The sequence below is a fragment of the Bacillus cereus group sp. BfR-BA-01316 genome (assembly GCF_022664195.1).
Lineage (GTDB): Bacteria > Bacillota > Bacilli > Bacillales > Bacillaceae_G > Bacillus_A.
Genome location: NZ_JAKUGX010000004.1, coordinates 56068 through 79660, shown reverse-complemented (window position 1 = coordinate 79660; position 23593 = coordinate 56068). Strand labels below are relative to the sequence as shown.

The following is a 23593-nucleotide window of genomic DNA, read 5'->3' as shown; positions in this document are numbered from 1 at the left end:
ATCCCTTTCTATTAGCCTAATAACCGATAATATAGTTGTTTCGCTTTTTGAACTTCATTCGTTCCGTGAATAAATACACGACCATCTTGAAAAATGACGATGCGGTAATCTTCTAATTGGCAAGACAGCAAATATGGATTCCGCTCTATTTTTCCGTGTTTTTTTAATACTTTTTCTAAATCGTCAAAGTTGTAATGACTATTATGCGCCGGTCTAATTTGAACTGTATTTCTTCCGCATAAAACAGCTGTCTTCGTTTGGTTTTCGTAAGATAAATAAGGATAAGTTCTATTTGTTCCGCACGAAGGACAGTTTTCCGTTTTTATTTTTCCTAGTTTGATTGAGTGATGTTGATTACTCCATATATCAAACATTAAAAAAGTTTTTCTAATTGCTGCGTAATCTTCTACTAAAATTTTGAATGCTTCTGCTACTTGATAGGCAGCGACGATTTGAACAGCTGGACTAATGATTCCAACTGTGTCACATGTCGCTCCTGTAACAGGAACACTTTTCAACACACAATGTAAGCACGGTGTTTTCTTCGGAATAATTGTATAGCTCATGCCATAACCTCCGACACAAGAACCGTAAATCCAAGGAATGTTATATTTTTGTGATAAGTCATTGATTACGAATCGAATATCAAAATTGTCTGTTGCATCAATGATGACATCGACATCTTCTAATAAAGCTTCCATATTATCCACTCTTGCATCCATCACAAGAGCTTGAATTTGTACTTCTGAATTAATTTGTTTTAACCGATCCTGTGCTGCAATTGCTTTTGGTAACTTTTCTATCGCATCTCGTTCAGCGTATAGTTGTTGCCGCTGTAAATTACTCCATTCTACGTAATCACGATCAATAATCGTTAATTTCCCGATACCAGCACGTACAAAGCTTTCGGCACTTGCACTTCCTAATGCACCTGCCCCCACTATCAGCACATGCTTATTTCTAATCTTCTCTTGTCCTTCTCTTCCAATAGGAGTGAACAACTGTTGCCGTGAATATCGCTCTATCATGAGATAGCCTTCCTTTCATTTGAAAATGTGCTTCCTATTCGATTATTTTTTCAATACATCTTTCTCGATAGCACTTTGTTTCTGATAACAAGAAAAATAAGCGAATCCAACAAATCCCGCTCCGCCAATTACATTTCCGATAAAGACAGGCACAAAGTTTTTCGCAAGATCCATCCACGTAAGATGCCCCGCAAAGATAACGGCTGAAATGACAAACATATTTGCTACTACTTGCTGAAATCCAATTACGACAAACGCCATAATCGGAATCCAAATTCCAACAATCTTTCCGATCAAATCGTTCGTTCCATAAGCTAACCAAATCGCAAGGCAAACGAGCCAGTTACAACCAATTGCCAAAATTAACGTTCTTCCGAAAGATTCATGTAACTTATCTTGAGCTATCGCTATCGTTTTATTTAAATATGCTCCCTCAGTAAGCCCGCCAAGATGACCGAAACAATACGCTACGAAAAGTGCACCTGCGAAATTAGTTAAAGTGACCCACGCCCAATTGTGTAACACATGTTTCAATGAAATTTTCCGTGCATAAAGTGCCATGGCCATTGACATCATATTTCCCGTAATTAATTCTCCTCCTGCTAAAACAACGAGCATAAGTCCGATAGGAAAAACTGCTCCTCCTATAAAATTGACTAAACTTCCCCATTGCTCCGGTACATTACCTAGAACACGAATATTAAGTAAAAATCCTAACGAAATGAATGCTCCTCCTAAAAAGCCAAGAATAAGCATCGCGGATAGCGGTTGCCTTACCTTTTGAACACCGGATTCAATCACAAGTGCCGCGATTTGTTCCGGTTTATGAAATGCCATAATCGATTCCTCCATTTTTCTAATCAAAAAAAGCAGCTTCAAAAAACCTTAACATCGTAAGGATTTTTGAATGCTGCTTAATCTCTCTGCATATCTCTTACAGAAATATCAATCATCATTTTTACTATACTCATAGAAAGTGTACAAAACTTGCACATTTCCCATTATTTACTTTAACAAAGAGAGTCTACATTCATAGTGGTTTCTCAGCCACCGATATGCGACATTTCAATTTTCGGTATTGTTTTTTTATTCGTATCGCTTAACCGTTCATCTGAATAGCGATCTGAACGATTATTCCAAATGTCACGAATAATATCAGTAATTTCCTCATCCGTATATCCGGAGCGAAGTAATTCTTTAAGATCATTTCCTTTAGAAGCAAACAAACATGTATACAATTTTCCTTCTGCGGAAATACGTGCTCTTGTACATGATGAGCAGAACGAATCTGTTACAGATGAAATAATTCCTATTTCTTCATCACTACCGATATAACGATAACGTGTCGCAACTTCACCAGGATAATTCGCTTCCATTTTTTCAAGCGGCATAACTTTATGAATCATTTCTACTATTTCTTGCTTAGAAACTACTTCACCTAATTCCCAGCCGTTATAATTGCCGACATCCATATATTCAATGAATCGAAGGATATGCTTATTCTCTTTAAAGTACTCTGCCATCTGAACGATGTCTTGCTCATTTTTTCCTTTTTGCACAACCATGTTCATTTTAATTTTCATTCCGGCTTCCGCTGCAGCCTGTATTCCCACAAGAACAGTTTTCACTTTACTTCTATTCCCATTTAAATAAGAAAATCTCTCTTCATTTAAAGAATCTAAACTAACTGTCACACGAGATAAACCCGCCTTATATAAATCCGGAGCAAATTTTTTAAGTAATGATCCATTTGTCGTTAAACCAATATCCTCTACTCCGTCAATTTCGTTTAACCGTTGTATGAGTTCAGGTAGGTCTTTTCGAAGTAACGGCTCTCCCCCAGTAATACGTAACTTTCTTACACCTAAAGAAACGAAAATACGTGTAATCCTTTCAATTTCATCAAAAGATAAAATTTTATCATTAGACAAAAAAGAATAATCACGACCAAATATTTCCTCCGGCATACAATATCGACAGCGAAAATTACAACGATCGGTAACAGAAATACGCAAGTCCTTTAAAGGACGATCCAATTTGTCTAATGTAACAGATTTCATATTTATTGCCTCGTTTCTACTTATTTTATATTTACAATCCGCTCTGGATGCGTATATACATTTAAAGATTTATTACGAATGAAGCCTATTGTAGTAATCCCTAACTGCTCCGCTAGCTCTAATGCTAATTCAGTTGGAGCTGATTTTGACAATATTACTTCACAGCCAATTTTCGCAACTTTCAATAGAATTTCAGAAGAGATACGTCCGCTAAAAACAATAATTTTATCACCAATCGAAATGTTATTTTTTAAACAATAGCCGTAAATTTTATCTAAAGCGTTATGTCTTCCTATATCCATGCGGCTTAAAATAATTCCACTCACATCACATAAAGCTGCGTTATGAACGCCGCCTGTATGTTGAAACGTAGACGCAGATTGCTGCATATCATTCATTAACCGAAAACAATCCTCGGCAGAGATCTTTACGCGAATATCATTCATTTCTTTCGCAGTCAGCGCATCGTTTGCGAAAACAAATCCTTGCCTACTCATTCCACAGCAAGAAGTAATATAACGTTTGTTTTGCATGTCACGATAATAAGGATTGATTTTCGTCGTTTTTACATGTACATAGCCTTCTTTTTCTTGCACCCATATTTCATCAATATCTTCATACTTTCGGATAATGCCTTCCGAGGCTAAAAAGCCAATTACCATATCTTCAATATACTCTGGAGTACTAACCATTGTAACAAATTCCTGGCCGTTAATTTTAACCGTAACAGGAAACTCTGTTACAATGCTGTCCTCTATATGTTTAAATTTCCCTTGCTCATATTTAAAAATTTCCCGTTCCACCTGAATCGATTTCACGATGAGCATCCTTCTCTCACGTTATATTTTTATCAAAGACAAAAACTGAAACTGCAATATCTTCATCTACTTTCATATCAGAAAACAGATGAACCAACTTCGCACCAACAAGTTCTTCTAAATGTTCATGAGGATTAGCCGCATACACTTCTTGAATCATTTTCGTTCGAGCCATATGAACCATTTCCGCACCATCCATAGTTCCCGAAATGAATTTCTCTGTAGGTGTCAAATTCCCATAAAGTGTAGCAATCGCCATGTTTTCAGTAAATACAGTATGAATTCGTTCCGGCCCTTTCCCGAACAACTCTTTTCGAAGCTTTCGGATCATATCATTAAATTCATGTACCATTTTTGACATACTCTCATTCCTCCCCAGTTATTCCTTACTATCTTCTCAAATATTATTCCATCACAACTATTTTAACAAAATGACCATTTCGTCTAAACTATTTAATAATGAGACGAAATGGATCATCTTTTACAATTATCTCAAGTACGCAAGCAACATATGAAATACTATTATTGTTGCTTATCTATTCTTCTTTTAATCCTTTACCCATACCTTTTAAGAAATGAAGACCAAATCCGATAGCACGATTAATATCTGGGTCTTTCAGTACTTTCATAAGGTCTAATATTCCTACTTTTTTATTGCTTTGCAAATGCTGGCTTCCTTCATCCATACCTGTTAATACACTACCTACAAGCTTTTTCGTAAGTTCCGGATCAAGTTCTGTTAAAGCTCCTGCCGCGCCCATCATATTATTAATTAAATTTGTAACTGGTTCACGAGTGACTTGGCCTAGAACAATTTTTGCGATTGGTTCTTTCGCTTTCAGCATAGAATTTGCAGCTTCCAGCATCCCGATGTCATTTAATTCACCTACTATATTAAACATTTGATTTAAAGCATCTTCATTATTAGCTAGCAGTTCTTTTAAATCTTCGAGTTTTTGTTGTTTGAGTTCTGCCTCAGTTAACTCCTGCTTTTGAATCGCTTGAATAGGTGCTGCCATATTCTTTTCTCCTCCCTAGTTATCCCGCATTAACGGGCAGTAAGACCCCTACCTCAAAATTCAGCGAAAGCAAAGAAGTTAGGTGGGGGATCAACTGCCTGTAAAAGCCCGATTGGTTCAACTAATAATCAGTGGGAGATAAAGAAAACCCCCACTGATTAAAGTTTCACTTTATCCGTTAAGTGTACGTATCCTGGACGAGCCCACTTGCGATTTACCTCAATACCGTTTTGAGGATGACGCTTTTTATTACGTGGGTTCGTTTTTGGCATCGGATTCTCTCCTTCTACTTGTAACACTTCCATACGCACTTTCGTTTGTTTATATGCAGGCGTATTTGTACGTTGATCGACCGCCGGACCAGTTAAGAAATTAATCGCCGTTTCATTATCTGTCGAGTTCATCGGTAAATACAGCTCATTCGCTTTTACACGATCTGTTACAAGTGCACGTAATTTAAGTGCTCCAAAAGGAGAAACAAGACGTACTAACGAACCAGTTTTCACTCCACGTTCCCTTGCAAGTTTTGGAGAAACCTCGACGAAAACACCTGGTACTTTCGATTGAATACCAGTTGATTTATTTGTCATGTTCCCTTCATGGAAATGTTCAAGCATACGACCGTTATTAATGTGAAGATCGTATTCTGCTGGGAATTCAGCAGGACGTACCCAATCAGCTATCGCAAAACGAGCCTTTTTGTCCGGGAAGTTAAATCCATCTTTGAATAGAAGCGGCGTATTCGTTCCGTCAAAACTTCCCCAGTGGAAACTGTTCCACCCTTCAAGCACTTCATAGTTTGCATGTGCGAATAGTGGTGATAAACTCGCCATTTCAGCAAAGATTTCACTTGGATGATTATAGTTCCAGTTTGCGCCTAACTTATTGGCAATTGCCTGCACGATCCACCAGTCTGGTTTCGCATCTCCTAGCGTTGGAAGTACTTGATATAACCTTTGTACACGACGCTCTGTATTTGTAAAAGTACCTTCTTTCTCAAGAGATGGCGCTGCCGGTAATACTACATCTGCATATTGTGCCGTTTTAGAAAGGAACACATCTTGAACGACAAAGAACTCAAGGCTTGATAACACTTCATGTACGTGATTTGCGTTAGAGTCAACAAGAGCCATATCCTCTCCAACAAGATACATAGCTTTCATTTTCCCTTCATCAATTGCGTGAAGCATTTCAATATTATTTAGACCTGGTTTGTTATCAATTTTTACTCCGTAAGCTATTTCAAATTTCGCACGTTCTACGTCGTTAGTAACGTGCTGATATCCTGGTAGCCAGCCTGGAAGAGTTCCCATATCACAAGCACCTTGTACGTTGTTATGACCACGAAGTGGATATGCACCAGCACCTGGGCGACGATAGTTTCCTGTTGCAAGAAGTAAGTTTGAAATCGCAGCGGAAGTGTCTGAACCACCCGTATTTTGCGTTACACCCATACCCCAAAGAATACACGTACCATCTGCATCACGAATCATCTCGGCCATTTGAACGAGAGTTTCTTTTGAAATACCTGTAACCTCTTCTGCATATTCAAGCGTATATTCTTTAAGGCTATCTTTGAAATCTTCAAAGAAGTTCACATTCTCGTCGATGAACTGTCGATCATGCCAACCTTGATCAATCATATATTTCGTAACAGCCATTAACCATACTTGGTCCGTCCCTTGCTTTGGACTAATAAAGATATCTGAACGCTCTGCCATTTCAGTTTTACGAAGATCTGCAACAATTAGCTTTTGACCGTGAAGTTTATGTGCACGTTTCACACGAGTCGCTAACACAGGATGACCTTCTGTTGGATTACAACCGACAATAATAACAAGGCCTGATTGTGCGATATCTTTAATCGTCCCTGCATCTCCGCCCATACCAATTGTACGGAACAATCCATCCGTCGCTGGTGATTGGCAATAACGTGAGCAGTTATCAATATTGTTCGTTTCAAACACTTGTCGTGCTAATTTTTGAATAACATAGTTGTCTTCATTCGTAATTTTAGAAGAAGAGATAAAGCCGATTGAACCTTTACCGTACTCTTCTTTAATAGAGCCCAATTTATTCGCTACTACATGAAGTGCCTCTTCCCAAGTCGATTCAACGAACACTCCATTTTTACGAATTAAAGGTTTCGTAAGTCGTTTTTCAGAATTAACGAAATCCCAACCGAATTTTCCTTTTACACAAGTAGAAATCGCATTAACTGGTGCCTCAGAAGTTGGTTGCACCTTTAAAATTTTGCGCCCTTTCGTCCATACTTCAAATGAACAACCTACACCACAAAACGTACATACTGTTTTCGTCTTTTTCGTACGAGTGTCGCGCATCGCAGCTTCTACTTCTGACACGGCGAAAATACCGCTATATCCAGGTTCAACCTCTTTAATAAGATCAACCATAGGCTCAAGAATATCCGGTTTTAACCCTGTCATAAATCCAGCTTCACCGAGCATCGATTTCTCCATTAATGCATTACAAGGACAAATTGTTACACATTGACCGCAGCTTACACATGAAGAATCATTAATCTCTACTCCTTCATCCCAAATAACACGAGGGCGCTCTGCCTCCCAATCAATAGATAACGTTTCATTTACTTGTAAGTTTTGACACACCTCTACACATTGACCACACGCAATACACTGATTCGGATCATAGCGGTAAAATGGATGAGACATATCAACTTCACTTGCATCAACCTTTGGCTCATAAGGATATTTTTGATGCTCAATTTCCATTAATTCTGCCGTATTATGCAATTTACAATTCCCGTTATTGTTGTCACATACCGTACAGTAAAGTAAATGATTTTCTAATAAGCGGTCCATCGCTTCATGTTGCGCTGCCTTTGCACTAGTAGAGGACAACTCAATATTCATACCGTTCGTCACTACTGTAGAACACGATCGCACAAGCTTTCCATTCACTTCTACAATACAAGTATCACACGTTTGAATCGGATCCACTTCCGGCACGTAACAAATTTGTGGATGTTCAATTCCGTTCTCATTTATAACGCCTAGTATAGTCGAACCAGACTCAGCACTATATTCTTTGCCTTCAATTGTAATATGAACCATGCTGTCGTTCATGGTTACTCCCCCTTTTTGAGAATAAAAAAAACTCCACCACGAAAATATACGCACCACATTTTTGGCACGTTATCATCATGGTGGAGTAGTTTATTAGCACATCTTGCTAAAATACCAGTCCATTTATTCATAAATAAAATGATAGATTCATAACAGGTCATATCACGATTCCATCTTTAACACTGTAATTATAGCGTTAAATCCCAAAATACACAATATAAATATCATTACAAAGGACAAAGCACATAATGCTCTGACCTTTTTATTACCTTTCGGGATTATTTTGGGATGACTTATTTCCCGGTGCAAACCAACCAATTAGTGCGATAGCAACTAATACTCCATAGAAGATTAAAGTCCAAGTTGTACTGTGCGGAAAATCATGGTCTAAAATACCAATATCCTCATGAGCCAGTGTAATTACAGCTAATTTGACACCAACCCAAGCAACAATCGCATATGCCGTTGTTTCCAATGCTGGCCGTTTCTCAAGAAGACCAACAAACCAAGTTGCAGCAAATTTAATTAAAATAAGTCCAGCAATCCCACCAAGAAGTACCACAATGAACTGTCCTCCATCCATACCACCGAAATCGTCAAGCGGTGAATCCGGAAGCCCCAGAGCAAGAGCAACTGCGGCTAATATTGAATCAATCGCGAAAGCAAGGTCAGCTAATGCAATCTTTCCTACTGTGAACCAGTAGCTTTTACCTGCCGCTTCCTTTTCATCGTCCTCATGAATATTTTTACTTTCTTTTCCGAATTGCGCCTGAATGACATGCTTCAATCCTAAATAAAGAAGATAGGCTGCTCCTATTGCTTGTATTTGCCAAACATTTGCAATAAATGAAATCGCAAATAGGGCTGCAAATCGAAAAACAAAGGCCATAATGATTCCGTAATTTATAGCTCTTTTTTTCTCTTCTTCAGGTAAATGTTTCGCAATAACCGCTAGGACAAGGGCATTGTCAGCCGATAACAATCCTTCTAATCCAATTAGAATTAATAATGCCCAAGCGTACTCTAGCCATATTGACTCCATCCACTTCTCTCCTTTCTAAAACAAAAATGAGGTAAAGACTTTGCTATCAATAGAATTTCCTATTAAGCCAAATTAAATGCTAAAACTTACGACTAAAACATTTAGACAGTCAATTTTCTGTCCTCTATTTTTTAGAATTTCTACAAAAAAACAGGTTTAGATTGTGCTTTTCATCCGTATCAAAACCGTAAACGAATGACATGGCCTCTTTTTCCAAGCCACGCCGACATTTGATTTATCGTTAATCACACATTATTAATTTCAGTTTCACTACCAATGTTTTTACAAAATACATATTTCTTTTTTTGAATATTTTCATACAAAATAAAAGGGAAATACATAGTGTATATGTATTTCCCTTTTATTTTGTACCCATTTTTATTATGATACAGTCATAACCTGACCACTACTATCAACCAGAATTTTCATTTTTCCGTCTTGATCGTTATATAATCCTAGCTTATGTAAATCTTGTTTACACTCTTTTACGAAGAAAGGCAACGTACGAATTTGATCGATATCAGAGCTCGTAATAAAATGAATTAAATGATGCGTTATTTCTTTAATATCATGTACAAGGTCTTCCTTCTCTCGTTTTAACCTTTCATTTTCAGCTCGTAATGAATGTACTTCACCTTCAAGACCCCGAGCGTTCTTTTCTTCTTTCGAACGCCCTGCAGCCATGCTAGAAAGCTTATAAATCCCCGCCATGAACTGATGCAATTCGTGTTCTTTCTTTTCACTACATTGACTAATTGTTTCAAAGTTATCCACGATGCCAGATATAACTGTTACGAGATTTTTTTCGTCCTCTTCACTTCGGAAATCTTCTTTTACTTCCTGTTTTCTTTCTTGTTTCGCCTCAACAACTATATCCTTTACAGGTGTATATTTGCGTTTTCGACCCGGCTTTTGTTTTTCAATATTTTCAAACGGGATTTCTTGTTTTTTTAATTTATAATACGTGTTCTGTAATTGGCTTTCCGTTTTTGGAAATAAATTCAGTTCATTTTTACTAACATATTTTGAAATATTTGCAATGTTTAAGCCTTGACGCTGACAAAATTGATATACTTCATACAGTAGTTCTAGTTCAGACTTCAACCATGTAATCCCTGATTTTTCATATACTCGCATACCGCCATTTTTTTCTATATCTATTTGAAATAATGCCATTCTATTATATAAATCGATAAGCTCTTCATACTTTATTCGGAATTGTTTCTCTATTTTTTTAAATTCCGCCTCTAATTTCATATCGTTCGTTTTATTATTTGACATGTTTTGTAAAAGACTTAATACGTTGATTGCTGTGTGGTGATACATACTCTGTGTCACTGCCCCTCATCCTTTCACAATTCTCATCTGACTCCCATGTCTTTTAAGAAAATAGAAATTTCCACATATCCATATTATAACATTTCGGAATTATCTGTCAAATAATTGACATACAAAAAGGTATAAAAAGTATGTAAATAATAGTAAAGATTTTTTAAGAAAATAATAAAAAAATCTAACACGATGCTATATTAATAAAATGTGTTTAATTATATTATATGGTATTCCCAATGTAATTTCACCGAAAATTTTTGCGCTATCACGAAATATTACTAACACAATCCAGAGATACATTCTCTTATATTTTCAAATGAAAAAAGCCTACTACTTATTAATTAAACCAAATAATAACCCTTAAATAAAAACAGCTAAATACACGAAAGAGACTTTTGGCATAACACTCCAGAAACATTTGATTTCTCTGCCTGTACATACTAAAAAGGAACTAACCGGTATTATACGGCTAGTTCCTCTCTTTCAGCTAAAAAAAAATGTATTTTAAACCGATTCTTCAAACTCTTTTTGCGGTCTTTTTATCATCATACCACCCCTCAAGCTATTAAGCCGCTCGTTTGTCTTTTGTCATCTTCGTTTCATATACGTATGTATCAAGTTTTAACTTTAACTTAGAAGGAATTTGTCCTCGGTAAAGCTCGGTGATTGCTTCTATTACAAACTTCTTTTCTGTATATAAATCTTCAATGCTACGATATACTTTTTCAGATAACGGTATTGCAATCATGTTTGCAATAACAGATCCATACAACGTCGTCAACATAGCGACTGCCATCCCTGTACCAATTTGAGATGTATCTTGCAAGTTTTGAAGCATAATAATAAGACCTATTAACGTTCCTATCATCCCCCATGCTGGAGCGAAATCACCAATTTTATCTAATAATGTTGCTCCTTTTCTTAACTCATACACCTCTGTTTCAACATCTTTCATTAACACTTCTTTTAATTCATCTTCATCATAGCCACTTAGCATTAAACGAATCCCCTTTTGAATAAAAGGATTGTCTACTTGCTCTCCATCAACTTCTAATGAAAGTAAACCATGTTTTTAGATTTTTTCGAAAAATCAACGAATAAATCCGTTAACTGTTCTAAATCTTCCTCTCTTCTATGTAAAACAGTAAAAATACTTTTCGTATATTTTTTTATTTCTCCAAATCTATATGCCACAATTATTGTCGCTGTTGTTCCCCCTATAACAATTAAAATAGATGAAACATCTAAAAAATTTTTAAAAGCTTTTATTCCACCACCGCCAAGCATGATCGCCGCTATTACAATGGCGAAACCTACTATAATGCCCACTCGGCTAGAAATATCAAACTTCCTTCTTTTTCTTTCTGGTCTAGCAAATACTTGATTTTCGTCTCCCATATTCCTGCCCTTCCCTTTTCATTTTTACAAAACATTTTTTTATTTTAATAATGCGTTTTCACATATAATGCTCATTATACGCTTATCATCTATTTATCGCAATATACTCATAAAATTGACACATTTCATTTCCATATTAGAATTATAGTATAGAAATATGAGGAGGATCACGATGGAACATAACATTTTGCAAGTCATTGCATTAGCAGAAAAACTAAAATATGAAATGCGACATAGTTGGCTTTCTAACGGACGTCAAGAAAGTGTTGCTGAACATACGTGGCGTATGTCCTTAATGGCTATCTTAGTTGAGCCTTATTTGGATCAAAAAATAAATATTGAAAAATTACTTAAAATGGTCATAATTCACGATCTTGTTGAAGTAGAAGCTGGTGATATTCCTGCCTTTGATACAATGAATAGCCGTGAATTACAATTACAAAAACAAAAAAATGAGCAAAAGGCTATTTTAAATATTAAACATACACTAGAAGGTTCTCTTGGTGAAGAATTATACGATTTATGGATGGAATTCGAAGCGAAAGAAACGTATGAAGCAAAAGTTGCTAACGCACTTGATAAACTTGAAGTGAAAATTCAGCATAACGAAGCTGATATTGATACTTGGTTACCAATTGAGCATAAAATGACTTTCCAAGTTGGTAAACATACAGATTTTGACTCTTTCTTATCTAAATTACAAAAAATCATTGAACAAGACGGAGAAAAAAAATTACTCGCTGCTGGCATTGACGTTGAAGCATGCAAACAGTAACGATTTAATTATGAAATAAGACACTCATTTTGAGTGTCTTATTTCATAATTGTTGATATTGCCTGCTTATAAATAAGTTGTTGTTTTCCATCTACTAACATTAATACTGTAAATCTATCTACTCCAACTACTTCCCCCACTATTCTTACTCCGCTCTTTAAGAATATAGTAACTGCACCTTTTTCTTCTTTTATTTGTTTATACAACTCTTCTTGTAAGTGTTCCATAACTGTTCTCTCCTTTGCAAATAAATAATCCTAATATAAAAAAATAAAGATTAATCACTTATATACTTTGTCTTTTATATTCATAAACTTATTAATTAGTATATCTAAATCTCGACTAAATAACAAAACTTTATCATGATCTAATCCATGCCTAGCAACAAGTTGAATTAACTCTTTCTTTTTGTGTTCTATTTTATTGTGTAATTGTCCCATCTCCATCTCTATACTAAAACTCCCTTTTCCCATAATATTACTTGTAAAATTATAGTACATTTTCACTCATAAAAAAATAAAAAAATGGTTTTTTTTACAAATTTTAATGTAATTGTAAGTTACATACCCCTTTCATTTACAATACATTCACCTATTACTTCCATATTTTTTTACCATTTTCAAAAAAGCGCTATGAAACAAAGTGAATATCATATCTAAATCAGATCACAGGCTCTTGTCTAATTAGAAGTAAGACTTGCTCCTTTTCTAAATAAAAACATATCTTATAAAGTAATCCATTAGTTATATAGATTAATTTACTAAAAAGGAGGAAAAAACATGAGCTTTGGTGGTAGTTGCGCTGGTTTCGGCGGTGGATTTGCTTTACTCATCGTGCTATTCATCCTTCTAATCATTATCGGATGTAGCTGTTGGGGTGGAGGCGGAGGGTTTTAAATATAATACGTATCCTTTTCGCTAAACCCTAAATGAATAAAATATGTTAACTAAAAACTATACGAAAACAGCTCATCTTTGAGCTGTTTTCTCATACTTTCGTATGAATTTATATCCTTCTTTTTAGTGATTTCAATAAACAAAACATCGTTTACTATGGAATAAGAAACATTTTTATTAAGGAGGATTATAATGATTAAAGGTCTTTATGAAGCACATTTACCTGTCTGTAATTTAGAAATTTCGATACCTTTTTATGAATCACTGGGGCTAAAATTATATAAAAGAGACAAAGATACCGCCTTCTTTTGGATTGTAGAAAATGAAAGTTGGATTGGCCTTTGGGAAGGAAAAGAATACAAAGTTACTTATCATCCAGCCTTACGACATATCGCTTTCCAAGTAAGCTTACACGATTTAGAAGACGCGATATACTGGCTCAAACAGAAAGGAATTCCAGCGCGAAAAGACTTTCGAATGGAGCCAATTGAGCCAATCGTTTTTCCAGAATTAGCACACGCCTCCGTATATTTTAACGATCCTGATGGAAATAGTTTAGAATTCATTGCACAATTACCTGTTGGACTACCTAAAGCAGAGAAAATGTATTTAAGTGAATGGAAAAAACAAGTACAGGCATCGCTTATAGATAAGGTTTAATTTTTCATGTCAATTTCTTATTACAGGCTTCTTAAAACAAATAAAAACTTCAAAAAACTATTTTATGGTCAAACGTTAAGTGTACTTGGAGATTGGTTTCATACTGTAGCTTTATTAACATTCGTCTATAGCATAACAGAATCTCCGTTTATGATAGCGCTCACTTTTATGAGTAAAGGATTACCTCAACTCCTTCTCAGCCCTTTCATAGGCGGAATTGTAGACCGTTTTTCAAAAAAAAAGATTATGATTTTCACCGATATTTTACGAGGAATTATCGTCCTCACTTATTTATTAGCGATCTATAAAATTGAGATTATTTTCATTCCTAATATATGTTTATCAGTACTTTCTTGCTTATTTGAGCCTGCTAAGCAATCAACTCTAAAGAATATCGTACATCGAAATCATTTAGTAACCGCTAACTCTCTTTCTAGTACAATCAATGGTTCTATGTCTATTATGGGGGCTTCTTTAGGTGGGGTTATTGCACAATCTTTAAGTATTGAGATCGCTTTTTTAATGAACAGCCTGTCATACTTTATTTCAGCCTTTATTATTCATAAAATGAATATCCCTTCTCGTAGTACTTTTAACACGAAAAAAGCATTTATTACTGATATAAAAGATGGTTATACATACATATTACAAAGAAAAATTATTTTAACATTAATTCTTGTCGGAATTTCATGGGGCATTATTGGAGGCGCTTATCAGCTACTTCTAACAATCTATGCCGAAAGAATTTTCCACACTAACATTGGAATTTTATATACGGTTCAAGGGGCTGGACTTATGATTGGCAGTCTCCTCGTTAATCTTTATATGTCTAAAAATGAAGAAAAAATGAAAAGAGCATTTGGTTGGGCCTATTTACTACAAGGAATTTTCTTTCTCGGATTCATTCTATCCGATCAACTTATTATCGGTATCATTACATTACTCTGTATGCGTATAGCAGGAGGAATCATCGTTCCACTTGATACAACATTGCTACAAACGTATACGCCAGAAGACATGATTGGTAAAGTTTTTTCATTCCACTACTCCATTTACGGATCTCTTATTCAATTATCTATGTTTATTACCGGATGGCTTTTAGAAATACTTTCTCCGCAAATAATCGGTAGTTCGCTAGCTTTATGCTGTATTTCCGTTAGTTTTATATGGCTTTTCTTATTTTATCGCGGGGATCTTAGTGAAGAATCTACTATCACTTAATGAGGTGGACCCAAAAGTAGCTGAATAGCTACTCGGGCTAACCTCTTTTTTATTTGTAGGAAAAACCAAAAACGAGTACTGGGTATAAACGTTGTACAGAATGTTTGGATTGTCCATTTTAAGATAGTCGTGAACTATCTATTCATAAGTTGATATGCATTGTTTTTCCCAAAATTAATTAACCAGATTTTATAGGAGAAGATTTTGATAAAGAATCCATGCATTGTTTTTTAATATAATGGTAAGTTCTGTGAGTATAATAAACTTTTGCAGTAGCAAGATTATCACAAAGAGAACACTTAATTTGATACGAAGCTTTGCTAACATGGGGAGTGTCTAACAATAGTAATGTTTCTTTCATGTGTGAGGTACAGACCCACATAACGTCACCCCTTCATTAATATTTCACAGTAATCTTTACTCTCAAAGCGAAAAATGAAAAAATCTTTACTCTGTGGAGTCACTTTCTTCTTAAGTTTATCTGGCTTTCATTTCTTCAATTGTTCTGCAATTATCTAATCCCAATAGATCGAAATATTTTTTAATTGTTTTATAGGGCTTTTAACTAATTTTTTCTGCCTGCCTACAATTATTGTGCTTTCTTTCGGAAAATTTTTTATCAGTTTTATATGATAAAGATGATTTCTAGAAACATCTATTAGACATAAGCTACTACCCAAGTTGCTCCTGTTTGTTTACTTCTGAATATTTTATCATCATAAATTCATTGACCACTAAATCTAACTTTTGGCTGAATTCAACGGTTTTTTGGTTAGTTAATCCATATTTCTGCGCTGATATTTCCATTTCGCGTTTGAATTGATTGTATTCATTTAAATTTTTTTCAGCTTCATGAAGCTTCCTCCAATCATAACGTAAGCATAATATTTTCCGTAAATCGTATAAGGTTTGAGAGCACTCTTTAAAGATTGAATGGCCCCTGCTTTGCTATTCAACTAAATTAAGCACGATTGTGCAATTTGCCACAGAAATTATATAAGGGTGATACGTGTAAAAACTCTCATTCTTTCAAAGATAGGAATTTTATGTTTATTTACACTTTTTGCTCAAGAAGTTTTCGGGTATAGATGGTTACCCATTTCCTTGGCAGCAGGCCCACACATTTAGCCATAAATTTATTTTTAAAGCCCGGAATGATTACCCTTTTATTCTTCATTAATCCTTCAAAGCCGCACTTGGCAACCGTTTGCGGATCCAACATGTTCTTATTGAACACCTTCGTGCCTGCCCCGGCGAATTGCTGCGTGAGTGTTGTTTTGGTAAAACTTGGACATAGCACTGAGACTTGAACCCCGGTTCCTTTCAGTTCTTCAGCAATCGCTTCCGAAAAGGATAAGACGTACGATTTACTCGCTCCATACATCGACATTCGTGGAACCGGCTGAAAGGCTGCCAGTGAAGCCACGTTTAAAATTTTACCTTGCTTTCGTTTCACCATGTCATCCACAAAAAGTCTAGTTAAATACGTAAGCGAAATCATATTGAGTTGCAGATATTCCATTTCCTTCTGAATATCCACTTCCGTCATAAGTCCGAATCCGCCCGCTCCGGCATTATTAATCAAAATATCGATGTCAATTCCCTCGGTTTTCAAGTGTCGATGCAAGCTCTCTACCGTTGTATAGTTTCCTAAATCGCCAGCAAAAGTATTTACTTGCATACCATAATCCTTTTTTAAATTCTCCGCTTGTTGCTCCAGCAACGTTGCGTCTCTGGCGACTAACACCAAATTATAGCTATGACCTGCGAAAATTTTAACGAATTCCAAACCAATTCCTTTTGTAGCACCTGTAATTAAAACAGTTTCTGTTCTCATCCGTCTCCTCCCCATGTTTTATTTATCCAGTTGAGCAATGAGAAATTACTTTATCCCTGTCTTGAACAACAGATTCAGAATCTGTTACATCCAGTGCCAGGACAAGGGCTCGTTTCCCTAATACCTCGATTCCTTTCACAACTTTCTCGTAAACCTCTATACGACGTGAACATACTACAACGTTTGCATCTTCCTTTACCAACACAAATGCTTTCAGGATCCGTTAACCCGCTACTATCTTCAGTAACTATTTCTGTCCCGTTAAAACAAACAATTGTTTTGATACCTTTAATTTTTTGAATGTTCAAAATTTTATAAAACTTATTATTGTTATCAATTATACTTATAAATTATAATTAAATAAAATTAAAGAATTTAATCTGTAAGTAAGTAATACTAATATTCGAAAAGGGGAGCGGTCATGAACATTGAGCAATTAGTATATATTATTGAGGTCTCAAAACACAGTTCTCTGACTAAAGCAGCACAGAATCTTCATGTGACCCAATCTACGATTAGCCAATCCATTACCAGCTTAGAAAAGGAGTTAGGGATTAAGATCCTTAATCGCTCACGGGGACACGGTGCTGTACCAACCGATGAAGGTAGAATCATTCTAAAACTTGCCTACGGAGTACTGAGAAAAATTGAAGAAATAAAAGAGACAGCCAGCTCATTCAACTCCATGGAAGTGGGAGAACTAAGGTTATCTTCTTTACCCGGATTGACGACGTTTCTAGTAAAAGCTATAGCTGCTTTTAGACAGGAATATCCACATGTAAATGTGGAGGTTACCGAAAAAAGTGGACATGCTGTAATTGAAGATATTCGACAGCATAAGACCGACATCGGACTGATTACGTATTCGCCCGATTTAAATGTAAATATGGAAGGAATAGCTTTTGAAACACTATTTGAAGGGAAACAGAAAGTATATGTTTCTAAGCATTCCCCCTTAGCGTTTCTTGGTACCATAACTCCTCATGATATACTTGATCAAACTCTCGTTACATATAAAGGTGAATTTATGCAGTATTTTGTTCAAGATTTCTTTAACAAATATAAACCCTTAAAAATCCTATTTACATCAAACAATATGGATGGAGTTCTCCAAGCCATCATCGAAAGTTTAGCTATTACATTTGCTCCTGATTTCGTAATGAAAAATTATCCCCCTGTCAACAATGGTGATATCATTCCCGTTGATTTGATGAATCATAGGACTGTAAATATTTCTTTAGGAATGGTTCGATCAGAGAATAAACATCTATCCACTTTTGCCAACAAATATATTTATCATCTAAAATCCCAAATTATTAAGAGTTAAAAAAGAAAAAAGAGGAGCATCTTCGTCACATGAACGTCGCGCTTCTCTTTTTTACGAATCTATCTTTTAAAATTTAGTCACATCGACAGGTGCAATTCCTTCAGCTGCGCAATGCTCATGGTATTTTTTCAGAAATGACTCCCAATTATCTCTGGCAATTATTTCTCCATTCTCACCTAAATAGTCTAATGTTCCTTCAACAATATTAAGCGTAATAACTTCTTCATCCCCTACAGCTTGAGGTGTATGGGATGAGCCAGCTGGCTCATAAACGACATCACCAGCTTTAGAGACCCAAGGATCCTCGAGATATCTCCAAGTGCCTTGGACGGTATAAACAATGACCGTACCAGGGTGAAAATGAGCAGGAAGCTGCATAGCCGCAGGAACTTTTAATAGCGTAACCGTCTGTCCTGTCACCGGGTTTGCCTTAAGCAATTTAAACTTCGAATCTCCAAAATAAGGAATCCAAGGTAAATTATCTGGACAAATATTATTGGCATGAAATGCCACTACCTCTTTTACATTTTTTACGTTTCCCATTTATATCCCCTCTTTCAATTTTTTAAAATCAGCATATTGATAACGCTTACAATAGTCAGTTGATTAACTATTGCGAATCTATCATTTTCAGTGTGTTCATAATTAAAAATTAAGTGAAATGATTATTTTTAACTTATAATTAACTTCTACTAATTCACACCCTCAATTTGATATATTCACGAATTAAGTTTAATTATTTTTTGGGGGATTTACTTAGCACCAAGTCCCCCATCAAGAGTCAATATTTGTCCTGTACAATAATCAGAAGCTGCTGAAGCAAAATAAAGGACTGCTCCTACTAAATCTTTGTCTCTACCTAACCTCCTTACTGGAACTTGGGAGGCGATAATCGGACCGGCCTTATGCACAAGTGTTCCCGGTATTTCTGGGTTATTCATTCCAGTAGTGAAAACTCCAGGAGCAATAGAATTCACATGTACACCATGGCGGCCCCACTTAACTGCAAGATCCTTCGTTAAAGTCATAACTGCACCCTTACTTGTTGTATATCCTACAGAATCTACTGCTTCTGGGTCAGTACCTTTAAAGCCGATTGAAGAAGAAATGTTAATGATTTTTCCGTATTCGTTGTCTATCATATGTCTTCCTACAGCCTGACACATTAAAAATGTTCCTGTCACATTTGTATCGAGCATAGCTTGCCATTGCGTTAAAGGCATGTCCGTAGCAGGCGTTTCAAAAACCGTTCCGCTACTGTTGACTAAAATTTCGATTTTCCCAAAATGAGAAACCGCTATCTCCACACCTTGAGCGATAGATTCAGGAACTGTTATATCCAATGATAAGGCAAGTGCTTGTCCTCCTAACGCCTCGATTTCTTTCACAACTTCTTCGCAAACTTCTATACGACGTGAGCAAACTATCACATTTGCACCGGCCTCAGCTAACGCCAGTGCCATTACACGTCCTAACCCGCTACCACCTCCGGTGACCATTGCTGTCTGTCCTGTTAAATCAAACAATTGTGTAGATGACATTCTAGACCCCCTTAAAAATTTTAAATATTCGAAATTTTTAAAACTCACTATATTATGGATTATACTCATAAGTTATAATTAAATAAAATTAAAGATTTTAATGTGCAAATAAATATTATTAATATTCAAAAAGGAATACAGTATCAATATTGAACAACTACCATAAATATGGACGGGATTTTCCAATTCACCTTTGAAAGTTTGCCATTACATGTTCTCCTGATTTCGTAATAAAAAATTATCACCCTGTCATAAAAGGTGATATCATTCCAATTGATTTGGTGATTCATAAGCACTTAAATATTTCTTTTAGGTTGGTTCAATCAGAAGATAACTTGCTTTTTTTGCTACCTGCGAAGCTCCAAATTCTGTCGTACAACCTATTTCACTTCATCTTCTACTTCAATATAATCATCCGAGTAAGTCTCGGACATCTTCTCTTGACAATTCCAACACTCGCTGCGATTCCGTTCCATAATGGCTAATACTTCATGACAATGTACACAACGATCCATTTAGCAACCTCCCTTTCATATTTACTCCTTTCTTTCCCTCCCCGATCCATCATTAATTTTTAAATACTTACTTGCTCCTCTGCTTTTATTGTTGTATGACTTTGATTCGCGGGACGTACAACAATCAAAAACAGTAATCCAATAACGAACATACACAAAGCAGTTACTTGAAATCCATAACGATATCCCATTTCCTCAGTCGCTGCATACTGGATGAAATACCCGAATACGAGCGGAGCAATAATACTTGTTGAGCTTGCAAGAGCAACGTAAATCCCTTGTGCTTTTCCAATGTTTTTTGGAGAAAAAAAATCCATCAATATTGCAGGTGCAAGTGAAAGAATGACATACGCAAAACCTGGAGCAAGGGTGAAAAACAAAATGGATATAGCACTTGAATTCACGGCATTTGCTATATATACACAAAGAGCAGATAGTACCATGGTGGAACCGGCAACATTTATTCGTGCTTTACGAATGTCCCCAGTTTTGCGATAAATCCGGTCTGATAGCATAGAAAAGCCAATTTGACTAATGGCAGCGAAAAGAAAAGGTAACGACACAGCTAATTTTAATGTTTGATTATCAAAATGTTGAACTTTGGTAAAGTATGCCGGAAACCATATAGCTTGAACGGACAATAACCAATAGGCACAACCTCCACACAAAATAATAAAAACAAAATTTTTAGATAAAAGATGCGGAAGAAACTGACGCCAAGAAACCTTGGAGAGGGTTGACGAATGCTGCTCCTCTTGATGAAAAGAAGGCAACCCGATTTCTTGTGGACTGTCTTTACCGAAAATGACCCATAAAACTAATACAATCAGTCCAACAATCCCCATGACTAGAAAAGCAGATCTCCATCCATATTGATTGATCAAGGAGATTAATAATGGTGTAGCAATTGCAGGCCCAATTGTTGCTCCACAGAGAACAGCGCCAAAGCCTATACCATTTCTATGTTTTGGGAACCATTTTCCAACTATAGCCGTTGATAGAGCAGGGGCTGCACCTTCGCCTGCTCCCAAGATCATTCTTGTAAAGACTAGCAGAGATAGACTAGAAACAAAAGGTGTAATAAATTGAACAATCAACCATACCAGCGACATCCAAGTTAACATTTTTTTCGTGTTTTTGGAATCGGCCATGCCCCCAAGAATGATAGAGGAAAAGGTGAAGAACCAAAAGAAGGAACTTCCCACCAATCCCCATTGCGAAGGACTTAAATGTAACTCTTTCATTACTGGAACGGAAACCAAACCAATGATAATTTTATCAACTTGGTTGATCATACCTGAAGCAACTAGAAATAATAATATAATCCAAGAATATTTTGGGGTGTTCAATATAACAATCTCCCCTTACCTTAAGTTTTCTACAATACCACCGCGACCTGCTTTACCTGTCTTCTCATCAATAAACATCGCTAAATCACGTGCAACTTCTCGGCCGTTTGGCATCGTGAGCCATGATCTTAGTAAATGACGTTTACGTTCTGGTTCTTCATAATGTGTATAAAATTACTGCAAGATGTGTATAAAATTACTGCAAGCCTCCCTAAGTATGAAAGCGTTACCATAATTTTATAGATTGTTTCCTAATAAAAGATCAACTTCAACTCCATCTCCCTTCTCAAATTCTTTGTCAGATAAATTATAACTTCTTAAGTGCTGTCCTCCTTCTCCGCCTACGCGAAAGTGCTTTAAATAACAACCGATACAACCGCATGGATTGTTATTTGGATTATATTTATAATTTTCAGATAAATAAAATTAAAAGTTTTAATATGTAAGTAAATATCGCTAATATTCAAAAGGGATACAGTTATAGACAGTAAACAATTACAATATATTGTTGAAATCACAAAACACAACTCTCTACCTATCTTCTTCGCTTCTCTCAACCTTGAGATGGACACAAATAGCGGGATAAACAAGAATAGGAGTGTGCTCCTCCCCTTGAAGAGCCTATTCAATCGTACAAGACCGATACATTTTACAGAGTAAGGTATCTGTCCTATTTTCATTATTTACAAAATAACTTTTTTTATATTAGTAATACTTACTTACAAATTAAAATCTTTAATTTTATTTAATTATAATTTATCTGTAGAATTAAAAATAGAAATGATTCAATATTCTCGGGATTTATTTCCAAGTTTGATCTTTTACGGTTAAATCAAAACAGGGGGTTAAAATATGGACTTAAAGTTATCTGGAAAAAAAGCACTTATTATTGGAGGAAGCCGCGGGATTGGTAAAGCTACTGCCCGTCAGTTGGCTCTGGAAGGTGTAGATTGTACGATTTGTTCAAGAAACGAATCCTCACTAAAAATTGCGGCAGAGGAATTAGCCCAAGAAACAAAAAGAAATATCTATCCGATTGTGGCAGATACTACTGATCCTGACTCTATTCTAAATTTAGTTGAAAAATCAGCAGCAACAATGGGAGGCATCGATATTTTAGTCAACAGTGGAGCTCGTGTTGGCGGCTTTGAGCCAGAAGATTTTAATAGTATTAAAGATGAACTTATTTTGAAAGATTTTGAAGAAAAGTATATGGGCTATTTTCGTTGTATCCGAGCTGTAGCTCCCTATATGATTGAAAATAATTGGGGACGTATTATAAGTATAAGTGGTCTAGCTGCTAGAATTGGCGGTAATTATTTTAGTTCCGGTCCACGTAATGCATCTGTTGTCCATTTAACAAAATCTGCATCATTGGAGTTAGGAAAGCATGGAATTAACGTCAATGCTGTTTATCCAGGGATTGTCGATACTGAAATGTTTAGAAATCGAGTCACTAACGAAGATGCTTTGCGTCAGATGGCAGCACTCAATGCAATCGGCCGCCTGATTACAGTAGAAGAAATTGCCAATGTCATTACCTTCTTGGCTTCACCTTTGGCAGCATCTATTACTGGTGATGTTATTTCGGTAACCGGTGGAATTGGAGATACCGTTTTTTACTAAAAAGCTAGGATAGATATTGTAACTGTATCTTAGATTACCAAT

The 23593-nt window shown here is 35.9% G+C and carries 24 protein-coding genes and 2 pseudogenes; 6 read left to right on the top strand and 20 right to left on the bottom strand.

Going from position 1 to position 23593, the window contains the following annotated elements:
- Window positions 1-11: 11 nt before the first annotated feature.
- The 11 genes and pseudogenes from MR071_RS04985 to MR071_RS04935 all read right to left on the bottom strand — a co-directional run bounded on the left by MR071_RS04985 (window position 12) and on the right by MR071_RS04935 (window position 11804).
- On the bottom strand, window positions 12-1028 hold the full coding sequence (locus MR071_RS04985) for a molybdopterin-synthase adenylyltransferase MoeB (RefSeq protein WP_105583917.1): 1017 nt from the start codon (window positions 1026-1028) through the stop codon (window positions 12-14).
- A 42-nt stretch (window positions 1029-1070) separates the two neighbouring features.
- Window positions 1071-1865 (bottom strand): formate channel, encoded by a 795-nt coding sequence (locus tag MR071_RS04980; RefSeq protein WP_142395714.1) that lies wholly within the window; start codon window positions 1863-1865, stop codon window positions 1071-1073.
- Between the two features lie 206 nt (window positions 1866-2071).
- Complete coding sequence (moaA, locus tag MR071_RS04975) at window positions 2072-3088, bottom strand: GTP 3',8-cyclase MoaA (RefSeq protein ID WP_105583918.1); 1017 nt, start codon at window positions 3086-3088, stop codon at window positions 2072-2074.
- A gap of 20 nt (window positions 3089-3108) precedes the next feature.
- The gene (fdhD, locus tag MR071_RS04970) at window positions 3109-3906 is read right to left on the bottom strand and encodes a formate dehydrogenase accessory sulfurtransferase FdhD (protein ID WP_105583919.1); all 798 of its coding nucleotides are present in this window, start codon (window positions 3904-3906) and stop codon (window positions 3109-3111) included.
- A gap of 16 nt (window positions 3907-3922) precedes the next feature.
- Complete coding sequence (locus tag MR071_RS04965; RefSeq protein ID WP_000041502.1) at window positions 3923-4267, bottom strand: Na-translocating system protein MpsC family protein; 345 nt, start codon at window positions 4265-4267, stop codon at window positions 3923-3925.
- A 175-nt stretch (window positions 4268-4442) separates the two neighbouring features.
- Window positions 4443-4925, bottom strand: coding sequence for a helical membrane plugin domain-containing protein (locus MR071_RS04960; protein WP_105583920.1), 483 nt, complete (start codon window positions 4923-4925; stop codon window positions 4443-4445).
- Window positions 4926-5083: 158 nt separating this feature from the next.
- Window positions 5084-8032 (bottom strand): formate dehydrogenase subunit alpha, encoded by a 2949-nt coding sequence (gene fdhF, locus MR071_RS04955; RefSeq protein WP_242235260.1) that lies wholly within the window; start codon window positions 8030-8032, stop codon window positions 5084-5086.
- Window positions 8001-8193, bottom strand: a pseudogene (locus MR071_RS04950) (hypothetical protein). Before MR071_RS04950 ends, fdhF begins: the two are co-directional and overlap by 32 nt.
- 104 nt (window positions 8194-8297) lie before the next feature.
- Window positions 8298-9074 (bottom strand): TerC family protein, encoded by a 777-nt coding sequence (locus MR071_RS04945; RefSeq protein WP_105583922.1) that lies wholly within the window; start codon window positions 9072-9074, stop codon window positions 8298-8300.
- Window positions 9075-9455: 381 nt separating this feature from the next.
- The gene (locus MR071_RS04940) at window positions 9456-10400 is read right to left on the bottom strand and encodes a DNA-binding domain-containing protein (RefSeq protein ID WP_142395739.1); all 945 of its coding nucleotides are present in this window, start codon (window positions 10398-10400) and stop codon (window positions 9456-9458) included.
- Between the two features lie 571 nt (window positions 10401-10971).
- Window positions 10972-11804 (bottom strand): annotated as a pseudogene (locus tag MR071_RS04935) (flagellar motor protein MotP).
- Between the two features lie 172 nt (window positions 11805-11976).
- Between MR071_RS04935 and MR071_RS04930 the strand changes: the two are divergent.
- The gene (locus MR071_RS04930; RefSeq protein WP_242235258.1) at window positions 11977-12579 is read left to right on the top strand and encodes an HD domain-containing protein; all 603 of its coding nucleotides are present in this window, start codon (window positions 11977-11979) and stop codon (window positions 12577-12579) included.
- Window positions 12580-12617: 38 nt separating this feature from the next.
- Here MR071_RS04930 and hfq read toward each other — a convergent pair whose 3' ends face one another.
- Together hfq and MR071_RS04920 are read right to left on the bottom strand one after the other, a co-directional pair.
- Window positions 12618-12806 carry an RNA chaperone Hfq gene (gene hfq / locus MR071_RS04925; RefSeq protein ID WP_000400656.1) on the bottom strand — a complete coding sequence of 63 codons (189 nt, stop codon included), beginning with the start codon at window positions 12804-12806 and terminating at the stop codon, window positions 12618-12620.
- A 54-nt stretch (window positions 12807-12860) separates the two neighbouring features.
- On the bottom strand, window positions 12861-13079 hold the full coding sequence (locus MR071_RS04920; protein WP_033658168.1) for an aspartyl-phosphate phosphatase Spo0E family protein: 219 nt from the start codon (window positions 13077-13079) through the stop codon (window positions 12861-12863).
- Window positions 13080-13358: 279 nt separating this feature from the next.
- Between MR071_RS04920 and MR071_RS04915 the strand changes: the two genes are divergently transcribed.
- From MR071_RS04915 to MR071_RS04905, 3 genes are all read left to right on the top strand, one after another.
- Window positions 13359-13475 carry a YjcZ family sporulation protein gene (locus MR071_RS04915; RefSeq protein ID WP_000007805.1) on the top strand — a complete coding sequence of 39 codons (117 nt, stop codon included), beginning with the start codon at window positions 13359-13361 and terminating at the stop codon, window positions 13473-13475.
- Window positions 13476-13667: 192 nt separating this feature from the next.
- Window positions 13668-14135 carry a VOC family protein gene (locus tag MR071_RS04910; RefSeq protein ID WP_242235256.1) on the top strand — a complete coding sequence of 156 codons (468 nt, stop codon included), beginning with the start codon at window positions 13668-13670 and terminating at the stop codon, window positions 14133-14135.
- 6 nt (window positions 14136-14141) lie between these two features.
- Window positions 14142-15356 (top strand): MFS transporter, encoded by a 1215-nt coding sequence (locus tag MR071_RS04905; protein ID WP_105583926.1) that lies wholly within the window; start codon window positions 14142-14144, stop codon window positions 15354-15356.
- 672 nt (window positions 15357-16028) lie between these two features.
- On the opposite strand, the gene MR071_RS04900 is transcribed toward MR071_RS04905, so the two are convergent.
- The 3 genes from MR071_RS04900 to MR071_RS04890 all read right to left on the bottom strand — a co-directional run bounded on the left by MR071_RS04900 (window position 16029) and on the right by MR071_RS04890 (window position 17398).
- Window positions 16029-16163, bottom strand: coding sequence for an aspartyl-phosphate phosphatase Spo0E family protein (locus tag MR071_RS04900; RefSeq protein ID WP_105583927.1), 135 nt, complete (start codon window positions 16161-16163; stop codon window positions 16029-16031).
- Between the two features lie 247 nt (window positions 16164-16410).
- Window positions 16411-17193, bottom strand: a complete 783-nt coding sequence (locus MR071_RS04895) for an SDR family NAD(P)-dependent oxidoreductase (protein WP_242235255.1) — start codon at window positions 17191-17193, stop codon at window positions 16411-16413.
- A 22-nt stretch (window positions 17194-17215) separates the two neighbouring features.
- The gene (locus MR071_RS04890; protein ID WP_242235253.1) at window positions 17216-17398 is read right to left on the bottom strand and encodes a hypothetical protein; all 183 of its coding nucleotides are present in this window, start codon (window positions 17396-17398) and stop codon (window positions 17216-17218) included.
- 216 nt (window positions 17399-17614) lie between these two features.
- Here MR071_RS04890 and MR071_RS04885 point away from each other — a divergent pair, with 216 nt between their 5' ends.
- Window positions 17615-18520, top strand: coding sequence for a LysR family transcriptional regulator (locus MR071_RS04885; RefSeq protein WP_105583929.1), 906 nt, complete (start codon window positions 17615-17617; stop codon window positions 18518-18520).
- Between the two features lie 66 nt (window positions 18521-18586).
- On the opposite strand, the gene MR071_RS04880 is transcribed toward MR071_RS04885, so the two are convergent.
- The 4 genes from MR071_RS04880 to MR071_RS04870 form a co-directional block, all read right to left on the bottom strand.
- Window positions 18587-19063, bottom strand: coding sequence for a 2,4'-dihydroxyacetophenone dioxygenase family protein (locus tag MR071_RS04880; protein ID WP_242235250.1), 477 nt, complete (start codon window positions 19061-19063; stop codon window positions 18587-18589).
- Window positions 19064-19272: 209 nt separating this feature from the next.
- Window positions 19273-20061 (bottom strand): SDR family NAD(P)-dependent oxidoreductase, encoded by a 789-nt coding sequence (locus MR071_RS04875; RefSeq protein WP_105583931.1) that lies wholly within the window; start codon window positions 20059-20061, stop codon window positions 19273-19275.
- Window positions 20062-20441: 380 nt separating this feature from the next.
- Window positions 20442-20576 carry a hypothetical protein gene (locus tag MR071_RS25460; protein WP_002171253.1) on the bottom strand — a complete coding sequence of 45 codons (135 nt, stop codon included), beginning with the start codon at window positions 20574-20576 and terminating at the stop codon, window positions 20442-20444.
- Window positions 20577-20635: 59 nt separating this feature from the next.
- Entirely contained in the window at window positions 20636-21925 is a 1290-nt protein-coding gene (locus MR071_RS04870) for an MFS transporter (protein WP_242235249.1), read from the bottom strand.
- 852 nt (window positions 21926-22777) lie between these two features.
- Between MR071_RS04870 and MR071_RS04865 the strand changes: the two genes are divergently transcribed.
- Window positions 22778-23551 (top strand): SDR family NAD(P)-dependent oxidoreductase, encoded by a 774-nt coding sequence (locus MR071_RS04865; protein ID WP_105583933.1) that lies wholly within the window; start codon window positions 22778-22780, stop codon window positions 23549-23551.
- Window positions 23552-23593: the final 42 nt, after the last annotated feature.

Excerpts from the sequence above, each read along its gene's own strand:
- MR071_RS04985 (WP_105583917.1), bottom strand. The coding sequence starts at position 1,028 with ATGATAGAGCGATATTCACGGCAACAGTTGTTCACTCCTATTGGAAGA.
- MR071_RS04980 (WP_142395714.1), bottom strand. The coding sequence starts at position 1,865 with ATGGCATTTCATAAACCGGAACAAATCGCGGCACTTGTGATTGAATCC.
- moaA (WP_105583918.1), bottom strand. The coding sequence starts at position 3,088 with ATGAAATCTGTTACATTAGACAAATTGGATCGTCCTTTAAAGGACTTG.
- MR071_RS04965 (WP_000041502.1), bottom strand. The coding sequence starts at position 4,267 with ATGTCAAAAATGGTACATGAATTTAATGATATGATCCGAAAGCTTCGA.
- MR071_RS04960 (WP_105583920.1), bottom strand. The coding sequence starts at position 4,925 with ATGGCAGCACCTATTCAAGCGATTCAAAAGCAGGAGTTAACTGAGGCA.
- fdhF (WP_242235260.1), bottom strand. The coding sequence starts at position 8,032 with ATGAACGACAGCATGGTTCATATTACAATTGAAGGCAAAGAATATAGT.
- MR071_RS04945 (WP_105583922.1), bottom strand. The coding sequence starts at position 9,074 with ATGGAGTCAATATGGCTAGAGTACGCTTGGGCATTATTAATTCTAATT.
- MR071_RS04940 (WP_142395739.1), bottom strand. The coding sequence starts at position 10,400 with ATGTATCACCACACAGCAATCAACGTATTAAGTCTTTTACAAAACATG.
- MR071_RS04930 (WP_242235258.1), top strand. The coding sequence starts at position 11,977 with ATGGAACATAACATTTTGCAAGTCATTGCATTAGCAGAAAAACTAAAA.
- hfq (WP_000400656.1), bottom strand. The coding sequence starts at position 12,806 with ATGGAACACTTACAAGAAGAGTTGTATAAACAAATAAAAGAAGAAAAA.
- MR071_RS04920 (WP_033658168.1), bottom strand. The coding sequence starts at position 13,079 with ATGTACTATAATTTTACAAGTAATATTATGGGAAAAGGGAGTTTTAGT.
- MR071_RS04915 (WP_000007805.1), top strand. The coding sequence starts at position 13,359 with ATGAGCTTTGGTGGTAGTTGCGCTGGTTTCGGCGGTGGATTTGCTTTA.
- MR071_RS04910 (WP_242235256.1), top strand. The coding sequence starts at position 13,668 with ATGATTAAAGGTCTTTATGAAGCACATTTACCTGTCTGTAATTTAGAA.
- MR071_RS04905 (WP_105583926.1), top strand. The coding sequence starts at position 14,142 with ATGTCAATTTCTTATTACAGGCTTCTTAAAACAAATAAAAACTTCAAA.
- MR071_RS04900 (WP_105583927.1), bottom strand. The coding sequence starts at position 16,163 with ATGGAAATATCAGCGCAGAAATATGGATTAACTAACCAAAAAACCGTT.
- MR071_RS04895 (WP_242235255.1), bottom strand. The coding sequence starts at position 17,193 with ATGAGAACAGAAACTGTTTTAATTACAGGTGCTACAAAAGGAATTGGT.
- MR071_RS04885 (WP_105583929.1), top strand. The coding sequence starts at position 17,615 with ATGAACATTGAGCAATTAGTATATATTATTGAGGTCTCAAAACACAGT.
- MR071_RS04880 (WP_242235250.1), bottom strand. The coding sequence starts at position 19,063 with ATGGGAAACGTAAAAAATGTAAAAGAGGTAGTGGCATTTCATGCCAAT.
- MR071_RS04875 (WP_105583931.1), bottom strand. The coding sequence starts at position 20,061 with ATGTCATCTACACAATTGTTTGATTTAACAGGACAGACAGCAATGGTC.
- MR071_RS25460 (WP_002171253.1), bottom strand. The coding sequence starts at position 20,576 with ATGGATCGTTGTGTACATTGTCATGAAGTATTAGCCATTATGGAACGG.
- MR071_RS04865 (WP_105583933.1), top strand. The coding sequence starts at position 22,778 with ATGGACTTAAAGTTATCTGGAAAAAAAGCACTTATTATTGGAGGAAGC.